Raw genomic sequence first — 17,961 nt, forward strand, 5'->3', positions numbered from 1 at the left:
GCCATCTTCGCAAGAGGATTCGTGCCGTTGCGGATCGGGCAGTATTGACCGCATGGGAGCCGAGGTGTCCAAACAGCAGTTCACCGGCGAGGACCGGGTTCGTTTCCGGCGTCAGGTGGGTCGCGGCACGGAAGCGATCGCGCGGATGCTCGCCGACGGGCTGTTCACCGACCAGGGCCGTCCGCCGAAGCCGTTGCTCGGCATGGAGGTCGAACTGAACCTTGTCGACGAGGCCATGCAGCCCGCGATGGCGAACGCCGCCGTCCTCGAGGCGATCGCCGATCCGGACTATCAGACCGAACTCGGCCAGTTCAACATCGAGATCAACGTCTCGCCGCGACCGTTCACGACCGACGACACGATCTCGCTCGAGCAGGCGCTGCGGACGTCCCTCAACCGGGCCGAGCAGCGGGCCGCACAGACGTCGAGCCACCTGGTCATGATCGGCATGTTGCCGACGCTGAAGTCCGAACACTTCGCGCACCACTGGATCTCGGCGAACCCACGCTACGACCTGCTGAACGAGCAGATCTTCGCCGCCCGCGGCGAGGACCTCGAGATCGACATCACCGGTGTCCCGCTGACCGATGGGCACCACACCGAGCACCTGCGCACCTCGACCGATTCGATCCTGCCCGAGGCGGCCTGCACCTCACTACAGCTACACCTGCGGGTCGCGCCGGAAGACTTCGCTTCGCACTGGAATGCGGCACAGGCCATCGCCGGGGTGCAGGTCGCCCTGGCCGGGAACTCGCCGTTCCTCGCCGAGACCGCGTTGTGGCACGAGAGCCGCATCCCGGTCTTCGAGCAGGCCACCGACACCCGGCCGCTGGAGCTGAAGAACCAGGGTGTCCGGCCGCGAGTGTGGTTCGGGGAGCGATGGATCAACACGATCTTCGACCTCTTCGAGGAGAACACGCGCTACTTCCCCGCACTCCTTCCCGTCTGCACCGACACCGACCCGCTCGCCGAACTCGACGACGGACGCATCCCGACCCTCGACGAACTGCGTCTGCACAACGGGACCGTGTACCGCTGGAATCGTCCGGTCTACGACATCCACGAGGGACAGGCCCACCTGCGCGTCGAGAACCGCGTGCTGCCCGCCGGTCCCACGGTCGTCGACACGATGGCCAACGCCGCGTTCTACTACGGCGTCGTCCGGGGCCTCGTCGAATCCGACCGGCCGCTGTGGTCGCGGATGTCGTTCAACGCCGCCGCCGAGAACCTGCAGTCCGGCGCCCGCACCGGCATGGAGTCGCAGCTCTACTGGCCCGACGTCGGCTGGGTGCGACCCGACGAACTCGTCCTGCGCCGACTGCTCGTGCTCGCCGAGGACGGACTGCAGCGGTTCGGCGTTTCCGACAAGGCCCGCAAGCGCTACCTGTCGGTCATCGAGGGCCGGTGCATCTCCCGCCAGACGGGATCGGTCTGGCAACGCCAGGCGGTCGCGGCCCGCGAACGCGCGGGCGAGAGCCGGACACAGGCGCTGCACGGGATGCTCCGCGACTACGTGACCCAGATGCACGAGGGCGAGCCGGTGCACACCTGGGAGGTCTGACACCCGCCTCGGCCCTCGTCGACGGACCTGCTTTAATGGAAACAATTCCCATTAAGGAGGCTCCGTTGAAGGTCCGTGCATCCATCCGGTCGTTGAAGAACCAACCCGGTTCACAAGTGGTCAAGCGCAAGGGGCGCATCTACGTGATCAACAAGGGCAACCCCAGATTCAAGGCGCGCCAGGGCTGAACGTCGTCGGGCGGCGGCCCCGCCCGCGGGCACCGGCAACCTCGAATCCACGATCGTCGGTTTCGTCGACACCGCGCTCGCCGCCCAGAACGCAGTCGTCGCCGCCGAATCCCTGGAATTCGGAACGGTGTTCGTCGGGTCAATACGCAACCACCCCCTGGCGGTGGCCGACGAACTCGGCCTACCCGACCATGCGGTCGCGACCTTCGGTCTGGCGATCGGACGACCCGATCTGACCGAGCCCGCGGGTATCAAACCCCGCCTGCCCCAAGCGGCGGTTCTCCACCACGAGACCTACGACGCCGAGTCTGCGGACTCCCACGTCGAGGCATACGACGAGGTCCTGTCCGGTTACAACGTCGGTACGGCCTCGAGGGAGACTGGAGCACAAAGGTTCTCGCTCGTCTCGCCGATGCCGAGTCGTTACATGGCCGGGAGCGACTGCGTGCGCAGCTCGAGGCACGCGGGCTGCCGTCGTGGTGATCGTGTTCGCTTGACCCAACCGACAACCCTCATCGCCCCGCCGAATCCTACCGGTCGCCACCGACAAGCTCCCGCAACACAATGAATCTGATTCACATTGCCGGGCAATTGTTTTCGTGGCCAAGTCAGCCGAACTCGTGTACACTCGAACGTACATTCGCAGCAACGGTTCTCGGGGGAGGTGACCGTCATGCCCAGCACCACACCACTCGCCGACCACGGCGCGCCCGTGTCCCGCGCGGCCGAACTCGTCGCCGAACTACACGCGAACCTCGACGAACTACAGACCGTCGACTTGTCCTCGTGCACCGACGAAGAACTGATCGACGTCGCCGCGGAGACCGAACGCGCCATCGCACGTCTGACCGTCGCCGGTGACCGGCAGATCGATCAGGCCGAGGCCCGCGACCTGCCCCGAAAGGCCGGCTGCCGAACACTCATGCAGTACATGACACACCGGCTACGAGTCTCGAACCCGATGCGCCGCCGTAAGCACATGGACGCCACCGCCCACCGCACCAGCCTCGGCGGCGAGCTCCTCCCACCCGAACACCCCTGCCTCGCCGAAGCTTTCGCACAAGGCGCAGTCGGCACCGCACACGTACAAGCCACCCTCGACGTCCTCGACCGCATCCCCGGCACCATCGACCACGACATCAAGGTCGCCGCCGAACGACAGATGGCCGAGATCGCCGAAGCCCACACCCCCGCCGAGATCACCCAGCTCGGTGCCCGCCTGCTCGCCCACCTCGACCCCGACGGCACACTGACCGACGACACCGACCAGAAACGACGCCGCGGCCTGTGGATCGGACGCCAACGAGCCGACGGCACCGCCAAAATATCGGGCACCCTGACCCCCGCACTCGCCGCCCGACTCACGATGATGTTCGCCGTGTGGGGCAAACCCGGACTCAACAACCCCGACGACCCCCAGTCGCCCCACGGGCCGGCCGGCACCGCCGACCCCGACGCCCTGACCGCCGCCGCCGACCGCGACGGACGCACTCTCGCCCAGACCAATCACGACGCCCTCGACGCCGCCCTGGCCGCCGGTTTCGCCGACGGGACTCTTCGCACCGCGGGCTGCCCGTGCAGCTGATCATCAAAGCCGACCTCGGGGACCTGATCCGCGAAGCCGGACTCGCGACCACCGCCACCGGCACCCTGCTGCCCATCCGGGACTTGATCGCGATGGCCGGTGACGTCCAACCTTGGTTGGCGATCTTCAAAGACGCCACCACCGTCCCCCTGCACTTCGGACGGGGCAAACGCCTCGCCACCCGCGAACAACGCCTCGTCTCGTTCGCCCGCCCTGACGGGGAGGTGTGCTCGGCTCCCGGTTGCGATCAGCCCGCCACCCAGGTCGACATGCATCACGCCCAGAAGGACTGGGCCAAAGGCGGTCTCACCGACATCGACGACCTCGCACCGGCCTGTCCCCGACACAACCGGATGGTCGGCGACCAGCCCGGCCAATACACAACACGGGTAGTCCGCGACGGACCCGACGAAGGCCGCTGCGCCTGGCGACTCAACGCCGAACCCGGCGCGCCACCCAACCCCGAAAACATCAACCGCCGACCCGACATACCCAAGCGGTTGCAGGCCCACCTAGAACAGGTGCGGCGAGAGATCCACGGACGCACCACGTCCGGCGATGAGCCACGCCCACATGACGCGCGCCGATCATGGTTGAAAACCAGCCACGTCATCGACGTCCGACCACCCCGCCCAGGACCACGCACACCCAGGCCGTCCCTCGTCGAAGCACACCTCATGGAGTTACTCGCCAGTCGATGACTCGCGCCTGTCGGATCACATCGCCCGCCGTCGTCGAGCGCGGCTACTTCTGCGCGAACAGCCCACGGCCCGTCACTAGCGGCAGGTCGAGGGCCGTGACCAGGCCGGGCTTCGCATCGACAACCGCCGCAACGGAATTGACTAGACGCATCGCGGTGACGATCATGCCGGAGACGTTGTGGTCGCCGTTCTCGCCGTGATGCCCGAACTCGACGGTCATCTCGGGTTCGCCGGAGATGCTGATGCGATAGCAACCGTCGCCCTCGTGCGGGGTAGGCCAGTCCGGGCATTGGTCGGGATGGGTGCGCGTGTAGTGCTCCAGCACAACGCGATCCACGCCGTCGACCTGGCCGACGACCTCGAAGCGCACCGCGGCCATCGTGCCCTCGGGGATCTCGACGGAGACCGTGGAGTAGTCACGATCGGCCGCCACCCGATCGACGCGTTCGACAAGCGGCTCGTCGAGCACGAGGTCGAGGCCCGCGGCGATCTGTCGCACGACACTCCCCCACCCCATCGACAGGATGCCCGGCGCGAACAGCAGCGGCGTCGTGTCCAGCGGCTGCCCGAAACCGAACAGATCCCGCATCACCACCGGCTGGTAGTAGGTCGAGTAATCGGCGATCTCCTGACAACGCACCTGGTCGATCCTCTGGGACAGGCTCGTCATGGCAAGCGGCAGCGCGTCGTTCGCGAAGCCCGGATCGATTCCGTTGACGTGCAGACTCGCCCCGCCCGTCTCGCCCGCGGTCGCGATCCTCTCCAGGAGTGAATCCGGCAGGATGCCCTGCGGGAACTGCAGGACCACCGGACCGCTCGACACCACGTTGATGCCGTTCTCCACGAAGTGGATGAGGTCCTCGATCGACTCCATGACGCGATCGTCGGTCATGGCGGTGTGCACGATGCAGTCCGGCCGCAGGGCGATCAACGCATCGCGATCGTCGGTCGCGGCGACACCCAGCTCACGGTCGAGCCCGGCGAGTTCGCCGGCGTCCTTGCCGACCTTGGCGGGGTCGGACACCCACACGCCCACGAGTTCGAGGTCGGGCCGGGCGTCGATCCCGGCGATGGCATGTCGTCCGACGGTTCCGGTCGACCACTCGACCACGCGCAATGTCATGCGATCCAAACTAGAACACGTTCCAACTTCGCCGTGCGGATTCGGCGAGATGCGCCTCGCCAGTGGTGTGTCTCGGAAATAGGTGGCCGGTATCCGGTGGAGCGATCGGCGGTCTGGCAAGGCGGAGGAGGGAGGGATAGCGGAGCTATCTCGACCGACGACAACGCAGCCAGGCGCCGATCGAGCGCTGGAGACCAGTCGTTTATTTCCGAGACACACCACTAGAGTCGGGAGCTGTGACCGCCACGTCGCCCCCGGACCCCGCCGGCCCGATCCACATCGACCACGACGGCCATCGGACGATGCTCAAGTGGCACCGCGGCCGGCGGCGCGCCGACGACACGGCGTTCACCGCGACCCGGATCGTCGAGGGCATGCGGCTCGGCGCGAGTATCGAGATCGATCTGGTGATCCACGCCGAGCGCGGTTTCGCCGTCCTGCACGACCGCACGGTCGACCACGCCACCACCGGCACCGGCGTGGTGTCGGCGCTCCCGGCGTCGTATCTGCGGGAACTGTCCCTGCGGGACAACCGCGGCCGGCCCGTCGACGAGCACGTCCTCCTGCTCGAGGACCTGACCGAACTCTTCGACGGCGTCGACATCGCGCCCACCGCGTCCCTCCAGCTCGACTTCAAGGAGGACGACGCCGCGCTCGATCCCGAGGCCGTGGCGGTGTTCGCCCGCAGTGTCGCGTCCCACGCTCGGCACTACATCTTGTCGTGCGGCGACGCCGCGGCGGTCGACACGTTGACCTCGGCCGCACCGGGCATCCGGATCGGTTACGACCCTTGCCATCACGGTGCCGCCGACGCGACGATCCGCTCCGGGGACTTCGACGGCTTCGTCGACCGCGCGGTGGCGGCATCGCCGGAGGCCGAGATGGTGTACCTGGAGAACCGGCTGATACTGGCGGCCGACCACCGCGGCCACGACCTGATCGGCGCGTTCCACGAGCGCGGTCGGCTCGTCGACGGGTACACGGTGACGCGGGTCGGACCGCGCGTCATCCCGGACATCAGGCGACTGCTGGAGTTACGGGTCGACCAGATCACGACCGATGATCCCGAGGCCCTGGCGACGCTCGACCTCGACGCCCCCGCACGCGATCCCGGTTCGCGGCTGGTGCGCTGGATCCGCGGCAGCAGCCGACGCTCAGACGTGCAGTGACCAGAACGGTTCGACAGGGATGTTGCGGACGACGAACCAGGCCAGCACGACCACCAACACGACGACCCCGGAGTAGCGGAGGTGCTGCCAGCTGCGAACCCGGCGGCCGGTCCACAGTCGCAGGCAATAGGCGCCGAAGGCGAAGAGCAGCAATCCCATTGCGAGCACCCCGACGGCGTTGTAGTGCATCGCCGCCGGGACATCGCCGTGCAGTAGCGAGTAGATCGCCCGTAGCGACCCACAGCCCGGACACGTCACCCCGAAGATCAGCTTGGTCGGACAGACCGGCAGGGTGCCACCAGGCGTCGTCGGATCGCCGAACCACACTGCCGCACAGACCATCCCGGTTCCGGCGACGACCGTCGCCGGACCGAGGTACCGATGCTTCGAAAGGGCCGACACCCGTCCGAGGACGGCCCTCTCGAAACGCTCAGTACGTGGACGTGGTCGCGGAGGCGCCGAGGAGGATGACGAAGAGGACGACATAAACGATGATGATCAGGACCCAGATGATGACCGACGAGATCGCACTCCACATCGCCCACTTCTTCGCCTCGTCGGCCGCCTTCTGCGCACCGGCGTAGTCGCCTGCGGCCCACAGCTTGCTGACGGAGGTCGACTTCACGATCGACACGATCCCGAGCGGCAGACAGCAGAGCACCGTGGACAGGATCGCCCACACGAGGTTGTTGTCCGGTTCCGGGCCGGCCGGATTCCCGCCCGGGAACCCGCCGTACGGCTGCTGTCCGTAGCCACCCGCGCCGTAGTTCGGCGGCTGGTTCGGATCATTGGGGTAGCTCATCTGCGCCCTTTCGACTCGGTCAGAGAACTCCAGGAGCGTAACCGTTCATCACCGGGCGCGACATGCCTGGAAACGATATTGATTCCATTGACTTACAACGGAATCCTCGCAGGCCGGACCGTTGCGCGATGCAACTAGGCCGTGCTCTAGACCGTGTCGCCGAACAACCTCGGGAGGGTGCCCTCGTGCGCCTCACGGAGTTCGGCGAGGGGCACCGAGAAGTAGTCCTGGACCTCGACGGCGTCGCTGCCCTGGTCGACCACACCGATGCGTGTCCACGGCATCGAACGCGCGTCGAGCATGGCGGTGAACCGCGATTCCTCGGTGCGCGGGACCGCCACGAGCACGCGCCCGGCCGACTCGGAGAACAGCCAGACGAACGGGTCGGCGTCCTCGGGCAGCAGGACGCGGCACCCGGTCTCGCCGGCCAGGGCCGCCTCGACGACGGTCTGAATGAGGCCGCCCTCGCTGAGATCGTGTGCCGCGGAGATCAATCCGTCGCGGGACGATGCGGACAGGATCTCGGCGAGCAGGCGTTCGCGTTCGAGGTCGACCTGCGGCGGGACGCCACCGAGGTGGTCGTGACTGACCTGGGCCCAGATCGAGCCGTCGAATTCGTCGCGGGTCTCACCGAGCAGGATGAGTGTCTCGCCGGGTTCGGTGCCGATGCCGGTCGGGATGCGGCGGTGCACATCGTCGATGACGCCGAGGACGCCCACGACCGGGGTCGGCAGGATGGCCGTCGCACCCGTCTGGTTGTAGAAGCTCACGTTGCCGCCGGTGACCGGGATGCCGAGCTGGGCGCAGCCGTCGGCGAGCCCCCGGACCGCCTGCTGGAACTGCCACATCACCGCCGGGTCCTCCGGGGAACCGAAGTTGAGGCAGTTGGTCACGGCCTTCGGCGTCGCCCCGGACACCGCGACGTTGCGGTAGGCCTCGGCAAGCGCGAGCTGCGCGCCGCGGTAGGGATCGAGGAAGGTGTAGCGGCCCGACGCGTCGGTCGCCAGTGCGATGCCGCGCCCGGACTCCTCGTCGATGCGGATCATCCCCGAGTCGGCGTGCTCGGCCAGGACGGTGTTGCCGCGCACGTAGCGGTCGTACTGGTCGGTGATGAACTTGCGGCTGCACAGCGCGGGCGAGGCCAGCATGGCCAGCAGCGTCTCGCGCAGCTGGTCGGATGTGCTCGGGCGCTGCAGCGGTTCGGTCGTCGACGCGATGACGGTGTCCTGCCAGTCGGGCCGGGCGACGGGACGCTCGTAGACCGGACCGTCGTGGGCGACGGTGCGCGGCGGCACGTCGACGACGGTCTCGCCGTGCCAGGTGATGACCAGCTGATCGCCGTCGGTGACCTCGCCGATGACGGTCGCAAGCACATCCCACTTGCGGCAGACCTCGAGGAATTTCTCGACGTTGTCCGGGGTCACGACGGCACACATGCGTTCCTGCGACTCGCTGGAGAGCACCTCCGCCGGGGTCATGCCCTCGGCGCGCATCGGCACCTTCTCCAGGTCGATGTGCATGCCGCCGTCGCCGGCTGCGGCGAGTTCGCTCGTGGCACAGGACAGTCCGGCACCGCCGAGATCCTGGATGCCCACGACGAGTCCGGCGTGGTAGAGCTCGAGGCAGCACTCGATGAGCACCTTCTCGGTGAACGGGTCGCCGACCTGGACGCTGGGCAGCTTCTTGCGATTCGGACCCGAGCCCTCGGAATCGTCGAAGGTCTCCGATGCCAGGACCGAGACACCGCCGATGCCGTCGAGACCGGTGCGCGCACCGAACAGGATGATCTTGTTACCCGCGCCCGAGGCGAAGGCCAGGTGCAGGTCCTCGGTGCGCAGCACGCCCGCGCACAGCGCGTTGACGAGCGGGTTGCCGGCGTAGCTGGCGTCGAAGACGGTCTCACCGCCGACATTGGGCAGGCCGAGGGAGTTGCCGTAGCCACCCACGCCGCGCACCACACCGTCGACGACGCGCCGGGTGTCCGGGGCGTCGGCCGGGCCGAAGCGCAGCTGATCCATGACCGCGATCGGGCGTGCGCCCATGGCCATGATGTCGCGCACGATGCCACCGACTCCGGTGGCGGCGCCCTGGTACGGCTCGACATAGCTCGGGTGGTTGTGCGATTCGACCTTGAAGGTCACCGCCCATCCGTCGCCGATGTCGACGACGCCGGCGTTCTCGCCGATGCCGGCCAGCATGCTCGCGCGCATCTCGTCGGTGGTGGTCTCACCGAAGTAGCGCAGGTGCACCTTCGACGACTTGTAGCTGCAGTGCTCGGACCACATGACCGAGTACATGGCGAGCTCCGCGTCGGTGGGCCGGCGACCCAGGATCTCGCGGATGCGCGCGTACTCGTCGTCCTTGAGACCGAGTTCGCGGAAGGGTTGCGGATGGTCCGGGGTCTGGGCAGCGGCTGAGACGGTATCCACCTGGGCACTCACCCGGACAAGTCTAGGCGTGCGCGGGCGGTTGCGGCCGCCGGGGCGCCTCGGGTGCGCACCCTGGGAGATCTGCGACGGATGTCACGCCGGTCTAGCGATACTCTGTCTCCGGCGACCGCCCCCGGGGCGTGTCGTCGTGGTACCCGGGGAGAACGGTTCGGGGTCGGTGTGCGCCGATGGGACGACACAGGGGGAAACGATGGCCGATGTCCGCAAGGCGAGGGCACTCTTCGAACTCGGCGTCCTGTCCCTGAACATCCCGGTCGAAGGTCAGGAACCGGTCGACAATCCCGCTCAGGCCGCCAAGGCCTTCACTCGAGCGACCGAATGGGACCCGGCCCTGGGCGACGCCTGGATCGGCCGGCTGGCCTGCGGCGACAGCAGCAACGAGGTCCTCCTGGGCCTCTATCGTGCCCGCGGGTCGATCGGCGCGGAGCAGCGCCGACTCGGGCTCCCGCCCGGCACGATCGCGGGGCGCTGGTACACCGGGATGCTGATCGACTTCCCGGCGTCGAATGCCGTCGAGGCGACCGCGGCCTACGCGGCCAGTCTGGTCCGCGGCGCGGACTTCGCCGGTGCGGAAGAGGTCCTCGACGAGGTACCCCCGGCGCACCGCGTGCCGATCGTGGATTTCGTCCGCGCGTTCCTGCACTTCGCCACCCAGCGCTGGCCCGACGTCCTGACCTCGCTGACCAGGTCCGACCGGTGGAACGACCCGTACATGCAGGCCGTCGCCGACTTCATGGCCGGGACGTCGTGCGTGCATCTCGGCATGTACGGCGAGGGCATGCGGCGCCTGCAGAACGCGGTCGACGGCCCGATCCCGTCCTGTTCGACGCAGGCGATCTTCGTCTACGGCCTCGCGCTGCGCGAGCAGGGCCACGAGGAGAAGGCGAAGTCGATGTTCGAGCAGGCCTACGCCCGTGACCCGTCGCTGACCGGCGCGGCCGACGCCATCCGGTCGCCCTCCTACCGGATGCCCCCCACGACGCCCGAGCAGATCGCCGAGCGCACCGACCGGTGGGACCCGAAGTCGGTGCCCGATCGCGCCGAGTCCCTGGTGTCGACCTCCGGGGACCCCGCCGAACAGAATTCGCTGGTGACCGAGGCGCAACGGGAACTGGCCGAACAGATCGGGCTCGAGTCGGTCAAGCAGCAGGTGGCCAAACTGCAGTCCACCGCGACCCTGGCGAAGGTCCGCGCCGACCGCGGGCTGTCGACGTCGGCCCGCAGCCTGCACCTGGCTTTCACCGGACCGCCCGGCACCGGCAAGACGACCGTGGCCCGCATCGTCGCCAAGATCTACTGCGGCCTCGGCTTCATCAAGTCCGACAAGGTCGTCGAGGCCACCCGCCGCGACATGGTCGGTGAACACCTCGGCAGCACCGCCATCAAGACCGCGGCGCTCATCGACTCCGCGATGGACGGCGTCCTGTTCATCGACGAGGCGTACACGCTCATCCAGCAGGGGCTGTCCGGCGGCGACGCGTTCGGTCGCGAAGCCGTCGACACCCTGCTGGCCCGGATGGAGGACGACCGTGACCGGCTGGTCGTGATCATCGCCGGCTACGACGCCGAGATCGATCGGTTCCTCGCCTCCAACGACGGACTGGCGTCGCGCTTCGCACGCCGGGTGCGCTTCGACTCCTACACTCCCGACGAACTCGCCCGCATCGCCGATTTCATCGCGCGCAAACGTGATTCGTCGTTGACCCGGGAGGCGATGGTCGAGATCGAGCAGGCGTGCGCTCCCCTGTATCACGACGTCCGCGAGCATCAGGGCACCGCGCGGCGCGCCACCGATCTCGCCGGCAACGGCCGTTTCATCCGCAACATCATCGAGGCGGCCGAGGAGGAGCGCGAGTTCCGGCTCAGCACCGCAGGCGACTTCGACTCACTCAGCCAGGACGACCTGATGCGCATCGAGACCACGGATGTCCGGGCCGCCATCTCAGGCGTGCTCTCCGGCCTCATGCGCTGACCGCGCCCCATCCCATCCCGCACCACCGGGTCACCACCCGGACCGCTTCCCGAGGAGTTCCGTGATGTCTGTTCCCGCCCGCCGATCCCGCCCCGCCGAGCTGGCCGCGGGCCTGTCGATGGCCGCGATGATGATGCTGGCGATCGGTGCGTGTTCGTCCGACGATGCCGCGCCCGCGCCTTCATCCGACAGCGCGGTCCCGACCACGAGCGCCACCGAGACGAGCAGCCCCGCCACATCCGCGGACAGCAGCCGGGCCAGTGCGTCACCGTCGCGCGGCTCCGAGTCCGGTTCCGACACCGGGTCCGGCTCCGCGTCGACCATGACGTGCACGGAGTTCCGCGAACTCGACGACGCCCGGCGGGCGGCGGTCCTGACCGATCTGGACGTGACCGACAATGTCCAGCAGGTGGCCACCGTGGCGGCGACGGTCTGCCTGACGCGGCCCGACGACACCATCGCCGCTGTCGTCGCCGAACTCCTCCCGCGCTGATAGTTTCACCAGCTATGAGCAACAGTCCGTGGTCCCTGCTGCACGGGCCGCTGTTCAGTCGGGACAACCCACTCGAACGCAAGCACGCCGCGCCGCGCATCAGTGCCTACATCTACGGCAACATCCTGATCCTGGCCGTGCTCATCCCGTTGCACGTCGAGGACGACTTCGTCGGTATCGCGATCCTCGCGGGCACCGCCGCGTCGACCTTCATCGCGCACGTCTTCGCCGAGGGCGTCGCCCGGCGCGTGTCCGACGGCAAGGTCGAGCCGACGCGATCAGAGGTCCTCGGTCATCTCCGCGACTCGGTGCCGATCCTGACCTCGGCGCTCCTGCCCTGCGCGATCCTGTTGCTCGGCCTGATCGGCTGGATCGAGCCCCGTACCGCCCAGTTGATCGCAGAGATCGTGATCCTTCTGCGCATCGGCGGCACGGTCTTCGTCATCGACCGGCTCAACAACGAACGGCCCAGCCGGGCAACGCTGTTCAGCTCCGGAGCGGTCACGCTGGTGGCGACCGTGATCGTCGCGATCAAGGTCGTGGTCACGCACTGAGGCGCTCGGACGTCAGCCGCCGGCACCCTCGGTGGTGACCGTGAGGATCGCCTCGGTGAATTCCGGCCGGCAGATGACGAGGTCGGGCAGGTAGGTGTCCTCGTTGTTGTAGACGAGGGGCGAACCGTCGATCCGCCCGCACCACAGGCCCTTCGCCTTCGCGACGGCGACGGGTGCGGCCGAATCCCACTCGTATTGGCCGCCGGCGTGGACATAGGCGTCGGCCTCGCCGCGCACCACCGCCATCGCCTTGGCACCGGCGGAACCCATCGGCAGCACCTCGCCGGCCATCGCCGCGGCCACCTCGTCGGCGAAGGCCGGTGGGCGCGAACTGCTCACGACGACGCGCGGGACTCCGGTCCGGGGCCGGGACGCCAGGCCTTCCACGGGCTCGACGGCGGAACCGTCGTCGAGGTAGGTCACCCCGAGGGCCGGCAAGGCGACCGCACCGGCGATCAGCCCGTCGTCGGCCGACCACAGCGCGACGTGCACGGCCCAGTCGCTGCGCCCGCCGCCGGGTTCGTAGGTGCCGTACTCACGCGTGCCGTCGACCGGATCAATGATCCACACGCGCGACGCCGACAGTCGCGACTTGTCGTCGGCCGATTCCTCCGACAGCACGGCATCGTCCGGACGCTCCTGTGCGAGACGCCCAAGGATGAACTCGTCGGACCGCCGGTCGCCCTCCTGACCGAGCTCTTTGCCCGTCAATCCGCTGGAGCGGCGGATATCGAGCAGGAGTTCACCTGCGGCGGTGGCCAGTTCACCGGCCAGGGCACGATCGTCGGTCACGGGGTTCCTCTCGGTCGGGATACCGGTGGCAGGACGCGGCGCTTCGCGCCGGACGGCTACGAGGCTGCGCTCACAGACCCAGGTTACGCAGGACCAGGTCGGCGACCTCGGACGGCGGGCCGTCGTCGGGGGTGATGTGCAGATCCGGGTCGGACGGACGCTCGTAGGGCGAGTCGATGCCGGTGAACTGACTGATCTCCCCCCGCCGCGCACGGTCGTACAGCCCCTTCGGATCGCGTCGTTCGCATTCGGCGAGCGGGGTGTCGACGAAGATCTCGTAGAACGGCAGCCCGCGCTCGGCGTGGATCTCCCGGGCCCGCTGCCGTTCCTCGGCGAACGGGCTGATGAGCGAGACGATCGCCACCGATCCCGAGTCGGCGAACAGCGCGGCCACCTCGCTGGTCCGGCGGATGTTCTCCCGGCGGTCGTCGTCGGAGAAGCCCAGATCCGAGTTCAGGCCGTGCCGCAGGTTGTCCCCGTCCATCAGGTACGCCGGACGCCCCTCGGCGACGAAGCGCCGCTCGAGTTCGACCGCCAGCGACGACTTCCCGGAGCCGGACAGACCGGTCAGCCAGATCGTCGCGCCGCGGTGCGCACGGTGCTCGCGCCCGACCTTCGTCGCCTGCCACACGACATGACTGTCGTGACTCACCGGCGCCGTGATCATCCCCGCGCCGACGGTCCGGTTGGTGGCCTCGTCGATCAGGATGAAGCTGCCCGTGTCGCGGTTGCGCCGGTACGAGTCGAAGGTCACCGGCTCCTGGGTGTGCAGGGTGACGCGTCCGATCTCGTTGAGCGACAATCCCTCCGCGTCCTCGTCGCGGTGCAGCGAGTTGACGTCGAGGCGATAGTTGAGGCCGTTGACCTGCGCGCGGGTCAACCGGGTTCCGCAGAGCAGCTGATACCGGTTGCCCGGTCGCAGTTCGGCGTCGTCGGCGAACCAGCACACCATCGCGTCCAGGTCGCGTCCCACGTACGGCCGGTTGTTGGGGCGGGCCAGCATGTCGCCGCGCACGATGTCGATCTCGTCGGCGAGTTCGACGGACACGGCCATCGACGCGAAGGCCTCGTCGATCGGCTGGCCACCGGGCGCCCAGATCTCGGTGATGGTGGTGCTGAAACCGCTGGGGAGGACGACGATCTCGTCGCCCTTGGCGAGCACACCGCCGGCAACGGTGCCCGCGTAGGCGCGGTGGTCGGCGCCGTCGCTGCGCTGCGGCCGGATCACGTACTGGACGGGCAGACGGGTGTCGATCAGGTTGCGGTCGGAGGCGATGTAGACGTGCTCGAGGTGATTCAGCAGCGGACGCCCCTCGTACCACGGCATCGCCGCGGACTGTTCGACGACGTTGTCGCCCCGCAGCGCCGACATCGGGATGAACGTCAGGTCGACGACGTTGAGCTTAGTCGCGAAATCGACGAAGTCGGCGCAGATCTCGTCGAAACGCTCCTGCGACCAGTCGACGAGGTCCATCTTGTTCACGCAGACCGTCAGGTGCGGGATGCCGAGCAACGACGACAGGAACGCGTGCCGCCGCGTCTGCTCGAGCACGCCCTTGCGCGCGTCGATCAGGATCAGCGCGAGATCGGCAGTCGAGGCACCGGTCACCATGTTGCGCGTGTACTGCACATGGCCGGGGGTGTCGGCGATGATGAACTTCCGCCGGGGGGTGGCGAAATACCGGTAGGCGACATCGATGGTGATGCCCTGCTCGCGTTCGGCGCGCAAGCCGTCGGTGAGCAGCGCGAGGTTCGCGTACTCGTCGCCGCGCTCGGCGCTGGTGCGCTCGATCGACTCGAGCTGATCGGTGAAGATCGCCTTCGAGTCGTAGAGGAGCCGACCGATGAGTGTCGACTTGCCGTCGTCCACCGAGCCCGCGGTCGCCAGACGCAGCATCTCGGTCGCGCCGCCGGCGGCGATGAGGTCGCCCATCAGAAGTAGCCTTCCTTCTTGCGGTCTTCCATCCCCGACTCGGAGATCCGGTCGTCGGCGCGCGTGGCGCCCCGCTCGGTCAGCCTCGTCACCTCGATCTCTTCGATCACCTTCATCACGTCGTCGGCGCCCGACAGCACGCAACCGGTGCACGTGGCGTCACCGACGGTGCGGAACCGGACCGTCTCGGTCCGCACCTCCTCACCCGGGAGCTCTTGCAGGAAGCGGGTTTTCGCGAGCAGCATGCCGTCGCGCGGGATGACCTCGCGCTGGTGCGCGTAGTAGATCTCGGGTAGATCGATGTCCTCCGCCGCGATGTACTGCCAGATGTCGAGTTCGGTCCAGTTCGACAACGGGAAGACCCGGATGTGCTCGCCCTTGGCGTGCCGTCCGTTGTACAGCCGCCACAGTTCGGGCCGCTGCTCGCGGGGGTTCCATGCGCCGAACCCGTCTCGGAAGCTGAACACGCGCTCCTTCGCGCGCGCCTTCTCCTCGTCGCGCCGGGCGCCGCCGAAGACCGCGTCGAATCGGTTCTCGGTGATGCCGCGCAACAGCGCGGCCGTCTGCAGCCGGTTGCGGCTGGCCCCCGGCCCGGTCTGTTCGACGACCCGTCCCGCATCGATGTCGTCCTGCACGGAACTGACGAGCAGGCGAACCCCGGTCTCGGCGACCACGCGGTCGCGGTACTCGATCACCTCGTCGAAGTTGTGCCCGGTGTCGACGTGCATGAGCGGGAACGGGATCGGCGCCGGCCAGAAGGCCTTGCGGGCCAGATGGAACATCACCACCGAGTCCTTGCCGCCGGAGAACAGCAGCACCGGACGCTCGAAGGTCGCGGCGACCTCGCGGAAGATGTGCACCGATTCGGCCTCGAGCGCCGCGAGATGCGAGAGCTCATAACCGTGGTGACGACGACGCCGGTCCTCGGTGTCGTCGGGACGACGTCCGTCGTCGGCGTCGATGGTGATGGCCACCGGAGCAACCCCCTTGACATGTCGAATATTCGACACTATGTGTTGACAATGTGACACAAACCGTAGGTGACTTCTCCGACGCGCGTCAACCGGCACGTGCGGCGTCGCCACCGACCGCCCGGGTCGTCCGCATCGTCGAACTCCTCGCCGACGCCGAACAACCGGCGCTGACGCTGGCCGAGATCGTGCGTCAGACCTCGATGTCGCGCGCCACCGCACACGCCGTCGTCTCCGAACTCGTCGACTGCGGATGGCTGATCCGGGACCCGTCGGCAGGCACCTTCGGCGTCGGACCGGCCTTCGTCGGCCTCGTCCGGAACGCCGACGGCGCCGACCACCTCGTCCGGTGGGCCGCATCTGCGGCGCGCGACCTGTGCGAACGGTTCGACGTCCCCTGTTTCGTCGCCCGACGGACCTCGGCCGACGCGGTGACCCTGGCGTCGCACGCCTTTCCGCCCCACCTGGCACCGGAAACCGCGCAGCATCCCTGGTTGCGCAACGGCAGCCGCATCCGGCTCCGCCCGCCGATCTGTCGGGAGTTCATCGCCTTCGACCCGGACGACGCCCGGTCGAACTGGATCGGCCAGGCCGCCGAGTCCACCCGCACCCGCCTCCGCATGGTGCTCGACGTCGTCGCCGAACGCGGCTATTCGATCGAGCGAATGACCGACGACCACGTGGCGATGATCGAGGCCCTCAGCTCCCTCGACACCATGTCGGACACCCTGCGTGCGCGGGTCGGCGACCTGCTCACCGAGCTGTCGGTCATCGACTACCTACCCGAGGAGATCGACGCCTGCGCGACCGACGGCACGGGTGTCCCCGTGGTCACGATCGGCGCACCCGTTTTCGACGCCGCCCGGCGAGTGGTCGCGGCGATCGTCGTGTGCCCGAACAGGACCCTCGATGTCGACGAGCTCCGCACGCTGGGCGAGGAGACGCGCGCGGCCGCCGACGGGATCTCGCTCCATCTCGGACGAGAAGACAATCGGTCGATCGAATGAACTCGCCGCGCCGAAATCGCCACGAATCGGGCTTTCTGCGGGAAACTGACCGATGATCGCGCGAAGCGATCATCGCCACCAGCAAGGGAGTCGAGACATGCCCGGCACGAAGACGATCACCCGGTTGGCCGCCGCCGCCATCGCACTGACCTCGGCCGCCGGCCTCGGGGTCGCAGCCACCGGCGACGCGAACGCGGTGTCCCGCGAGTATCCGCTGTCGACCTGCGTGGGCCTCAGCCCGAACGTCGTCGACGTCCCGTTCCTGGCGCGGCGCACGATCGTCAGCACGTATGCCGGCAACGCCTACATCGCCGCCGACTTCACCAGCTACTTTCCCGGCGGCTACCAGTCCTCGGCCCGTCTGGACTGGCACAACCTGGCCACCGGCAAGCGCGGCTCCAAGGTCAGCAACGTCCGCGTGAACCCGCCCTACCAGGGCGTCCACTACTTCGTGATCCCCGTCAACCAGATCGGCAAGGGCCGGGTGAACGTGACCTTCAGCGCGGTCAACCGGAACGCGCTCTGGAGCGTGCCGTCCACGAGCTGCAGCGGGAGCATCGTCATCCCCTGAGCCGGACCGCCACCGATGACTTCCGGGGGCACCCAACCGCCCCCTAATCCGAAAGAAGCGACCCCATTGCTCCCTGAGGTGTGAGGAGC

The 17,961-nt window shown here is 68.1% G+C and carries 16 protein-coding genes and 1 pseudogene; 10 read left to right on the plus strand and 7 right to left on the minus strand.

Annotated elements, in window-relative coordinates; genetic code table 11:
- The first annotated feature begins 52 nt into the window (after positions 1–52).
- The 4 genes and pseudogenes from Q9R39_RS17240 (at position 53) to Q9R39_RS17255 (ending at position 4,035) form a co-directional block, all read left to right on the plus strand.
- Complete coding sequence (locus Q9R39_RS17240; protein ID WP_058252589.1) at positions 53–1,561, plus strand: hypothetical protein; 1,509 nt, start codon at positions 53–55, stop codon at positions 1,559–1,561.
- A gap of 65 nt (positions 1,562–1,626) precedes the next feature.
- The gene (gene ykgO / locus Q9R39_RS17245) at positions 1,627–1,749 is read left to right on the plus strand and encodes a type B 50S ribosomal protein L36 (RefSeq protein ID WP_033205406.1); all 123 of its coding nucleotides are present in this window, start codon (positions 1,627–1,629) and stop codon (positions 1,747–1,749) included.
- A gap of 112 nt (positions 1,750–1,861) precedes the next feature.
- The gene (locus Q9R39_RS17250; protein WP_265969316.1) at positions 1,862–2,317 is read left to right on the plus strand and encodes a hypothetical protein; all 456 of its coding nucleotides are present in this window, start codon (positions 1,862–1,864) and stop codon (positions 2,315–2,317) included.
- A 105-nt stretch (positions 2,318–2,422) separates the two neighbouring features.
- Positions 2,423–4,035 (plus strand): annotated as a pseudogene (locus Q9R39_RS17255) (DUF222 domain-containing protein).
- Positions 4,036–4,078: 43 nt separating this feature from the next.
- On the opposite strand, the gene Q9R39_RS17260 reads toward Q9R39_RS17255, so the two are convergent.
- Entirely contained in the window at positions 4,079–5,158 is a 1,080-nt protein-coding gene (locus Q9R39_RS17260) for a diacylglycerol kinase (protein WP_078111632.1), read from the minus strand.
- Positions 5,159–5,460: 302 nt separating this feature from the next.
- Between Q9R39_RS17260 and Q9R39_RS17265 the strand changes: the two genes are divergently transcribed.
- Positions 5,461–6,327 carry a glycerophosphodiester phosphodiesterase family protein gene (locus Q9R39_RS17265; protein WP_311277871.1) on the plus strand — a complete coding sequence of 289 codons (867 nt, stop codon included), beginning with the start codon at positions 5,461–5,463 and terminating at the stop codon, positions 6,325–6,327.
- Here Q9R39_RS17265 and Q9R39_RS17270 read toward each other — a convergent pair.
- The 3 genes from Q9R39_RS17270 to purL form a co-directional block, all read right to left on the minus strand.
- The gene (locus Q9R39_RS17270) at positions 6,313–6,669 is read right to left on the minus strand and encodes a DUF2752 domain-containing protein (protein ID WP_159371821.1); all 357 of its coding nucleotides are present in this window, start codon (positions 6,667–6,669) and stop codon (positions 6,313–6,315) included. The two genes, Q9R39_RS17265 and Q9R39_RS17270, sit on opposite strands and share 15 nt — an antisense overlap.
- A gap of 88 nt (positions 6,670–6,757) precedes the next feature.
- A complete protein-coding gene (locus Q9R39_RS17275; RefSeq protein ID WP_247451375.1) occupies positions 6,758–7,129 on the minus strand; it encodes a CD225/dispanin family protein in 372 nt (123 codons plus the stop codon).
- 146 nt (positions 7,130–7,275) lie between these two features.
- Positions 7,276–9,570, minus strand: coding sequence for a phosphoribosylformylglycinamidine synthase subunit PurL (gene purL / locus Q9R39_RS17280; RefSeq protein ID WP_176455858.1), 2,295 nt, complete (start codon positions 9,568–9,570; stop codon positions 7,276–7,278).
- 199 nt (positions 9,571–9,769) lie between these two features.
- On the opposite strand from purL, the gene eccA reads away from it, so the two are divergent.
- The 3 genes from eccA (at position 9,770) to Q9R39_RS17295 (ending at position 12,598) form a co-directional block, all read left to right on the plus strand.
- Complete coding sequence (gene eccA, locus Q9R39_RS17285) at positions 9,770–11,551, plus strand: type VII secretion AAA-ATPase EccA (protein ID WP_078111635.1); 1,782 nt, start codon at positions 9,770–9,772, stop codon at positions 11,549–11,551.
- A 64-nt stretch (positions 11,552–11,615) separates the two neighbouring features.
- A complete protein-coding gene (locus Q9R39_RS17290; RefSeq protein WP_078111636.1) occupies positions 11,616–12,044 on the plus strand; it encodes a hypothetical protein in 429 nt (142 codons plus the stop codon).
- Positions 12,045–12,058: 14 nt separating this feature from the next.
- Entirely contained in the window at positions 12,059–12,598 is a 540-nt protein-coding gene (locus Q9R39_RS17295; RefSeq protein ID WP_078111637.1) for a hypothetical protein, read from the plus strand.
- Between the two features lie 12 nt (positions 12,599–12,610).
- Here the strand turns inward: Q9R39_RS17295 and Q9R39_RS17300 are convergent, their stop codons facing one another.
- The 3 genes from Q9R39_RS17300 to cysD all read right to left on the minus strand — a co-directional run bounded on the left by Q9R39_RS17300 (position 12,611) and on the right by cysD (position 16,285).
- Entirely contained in the window at positions 12,611–13,390 is a 780-nt protein-coding gene (locus tag Q9R39_RS17300) for a 3'(2'),5'-bisphosphate nucleotidase CysQ (RefSeq protein WP_068972224.1), read from the minus strand.
- 70 nt (positions 13,391–13,460) lie between these two features.
- Complete coding sequence (cysC, locus tag Q9R39_RS17305) at positions 13,461–15,323, minus strand: adenylyl-sulfate kinase (protein WP_311277867.1); 1,863 nt, start codon at positions 15,321–15,323, stop codon at positions 13,461–13,463.
- A complete protein-coding gene (gene cysD, locus Q9R39_RS17310) occupies positions 15,323–16,285 on the minus strand; it encodes a sulfate adenylyltransferase subunit CysD (protein WP_311277872.1) in 963 nt (320 codons plus the stop codon). Before cysD ends, cysC begins: the two co-directional genes overlap by 1 nt.
- A 62-nt stretch (positions 16,286–16,347) precedes the next feature.
- Here cysD and Q9R39_RS17315 point away from each other — a divergent pair, with 62 nt between their 5' ends.
- Positions 16,348–17,301: a helix-turn-helix domain-containing protein gene (locus Q9R39_RS17315; RefSeq protein WP_311277868.1), complete on the plus strand. Its 954-nt coding sequence runs from the start codon at positions 16,348–16,350 to the stop codon at positions 17,299–17,301.
- Positions 17,302–17,398: 97 nt separating this feature from the next.
- Positions 17,399–17,872, plus strand: a complete 474-nt coding sequence (locus tag Q9R39_RS17320; RefSeq protein WP_311277869.1) for a hypothetical protein — start codon at positions 17,399–17,401, stop codon at positions 17,870–17,872.
- Positions 17,873–17,961: the final 89 nt, after the last annotated feature.

The organism is Gordonia sp. AC31 (genome assembly GCF_031844505.1).
GTDB lineage: Bacteria > Actinomycetota > Actinomycetes > Mycobacteriales > Mycobacteriaceae > Gordonia > Gordonia hongkongensis.

Coding starts and splice junctions, on each gene's coding strand:
- Q9R39_RS17270 (WP_159371821.1), bottom strand. CDS start 6,669: ATGGTCTGTGCGGCAGTGTGGTTCGGCGATCCGACGACGCCTGGTGGC.
- cysC (WP_311277867.1), bottom strand. CDS start 15,323: ATGGGCGACCTCATCGCCGCCGGCGGCGCGACCGAGATGCTGCGTCTG.
- Q9R39_RS17275 (WP_247451375.1), bottom strand. CDS start 7,129: ATGAGCTACCCCAATGATCCGAACCAGCCGCCGAACTACGGCGCGGGT.
- Q9R39_RS17295 (WP_078111637.1), top strand. CDS start 12,059: ATGAGCAACAGTCCGTGGTCCCTGCTGCACGGGCCGCTGTTCAGTCGG.
- Q9R39_RS17320 (WP_311277869.1), top strand. CDS start 17,399: ATGCCCGGCACGAAGACGATCACCCGGTTGGCCGCCGCCGCCATCGCA.
- Q9R39_RS17240 (WP_058252589.1), top strand. CDS start 53: ATGGGAGCCGAGGTGTCCAAACAGCAGTTCACCGGCGAGGACCGGGTT.
- Q9R39_RS17260 (WP_078111632.1), bottom strand. CDS start 5,158: ATGACATTGCGCGTGGTCGAGTGGTCGACCGGAACCGTCGGACGACAT.
- Q9R39_RS17265 (WP_311277871.1), top strand. CDS start 5,461: ATGCTCAAGTGGCACCGCGGCCGGCGGCGCGCCGACGACACGGCGTTC.
- Q9R39_RS17290 (WP_078111636.1), top strand. CDS start 11,616: ATGTCTGTTCCCGCCCGCCGATCCCGCCCCGCCGAGCTGGCCGCGGGC.
- eccA (WP_078111635.1), top strand. CDS start 9,770: ATGGCCGATGTCCGCAAGGCGAGGGCACTCTTCGAACTCGGCGTCCTG.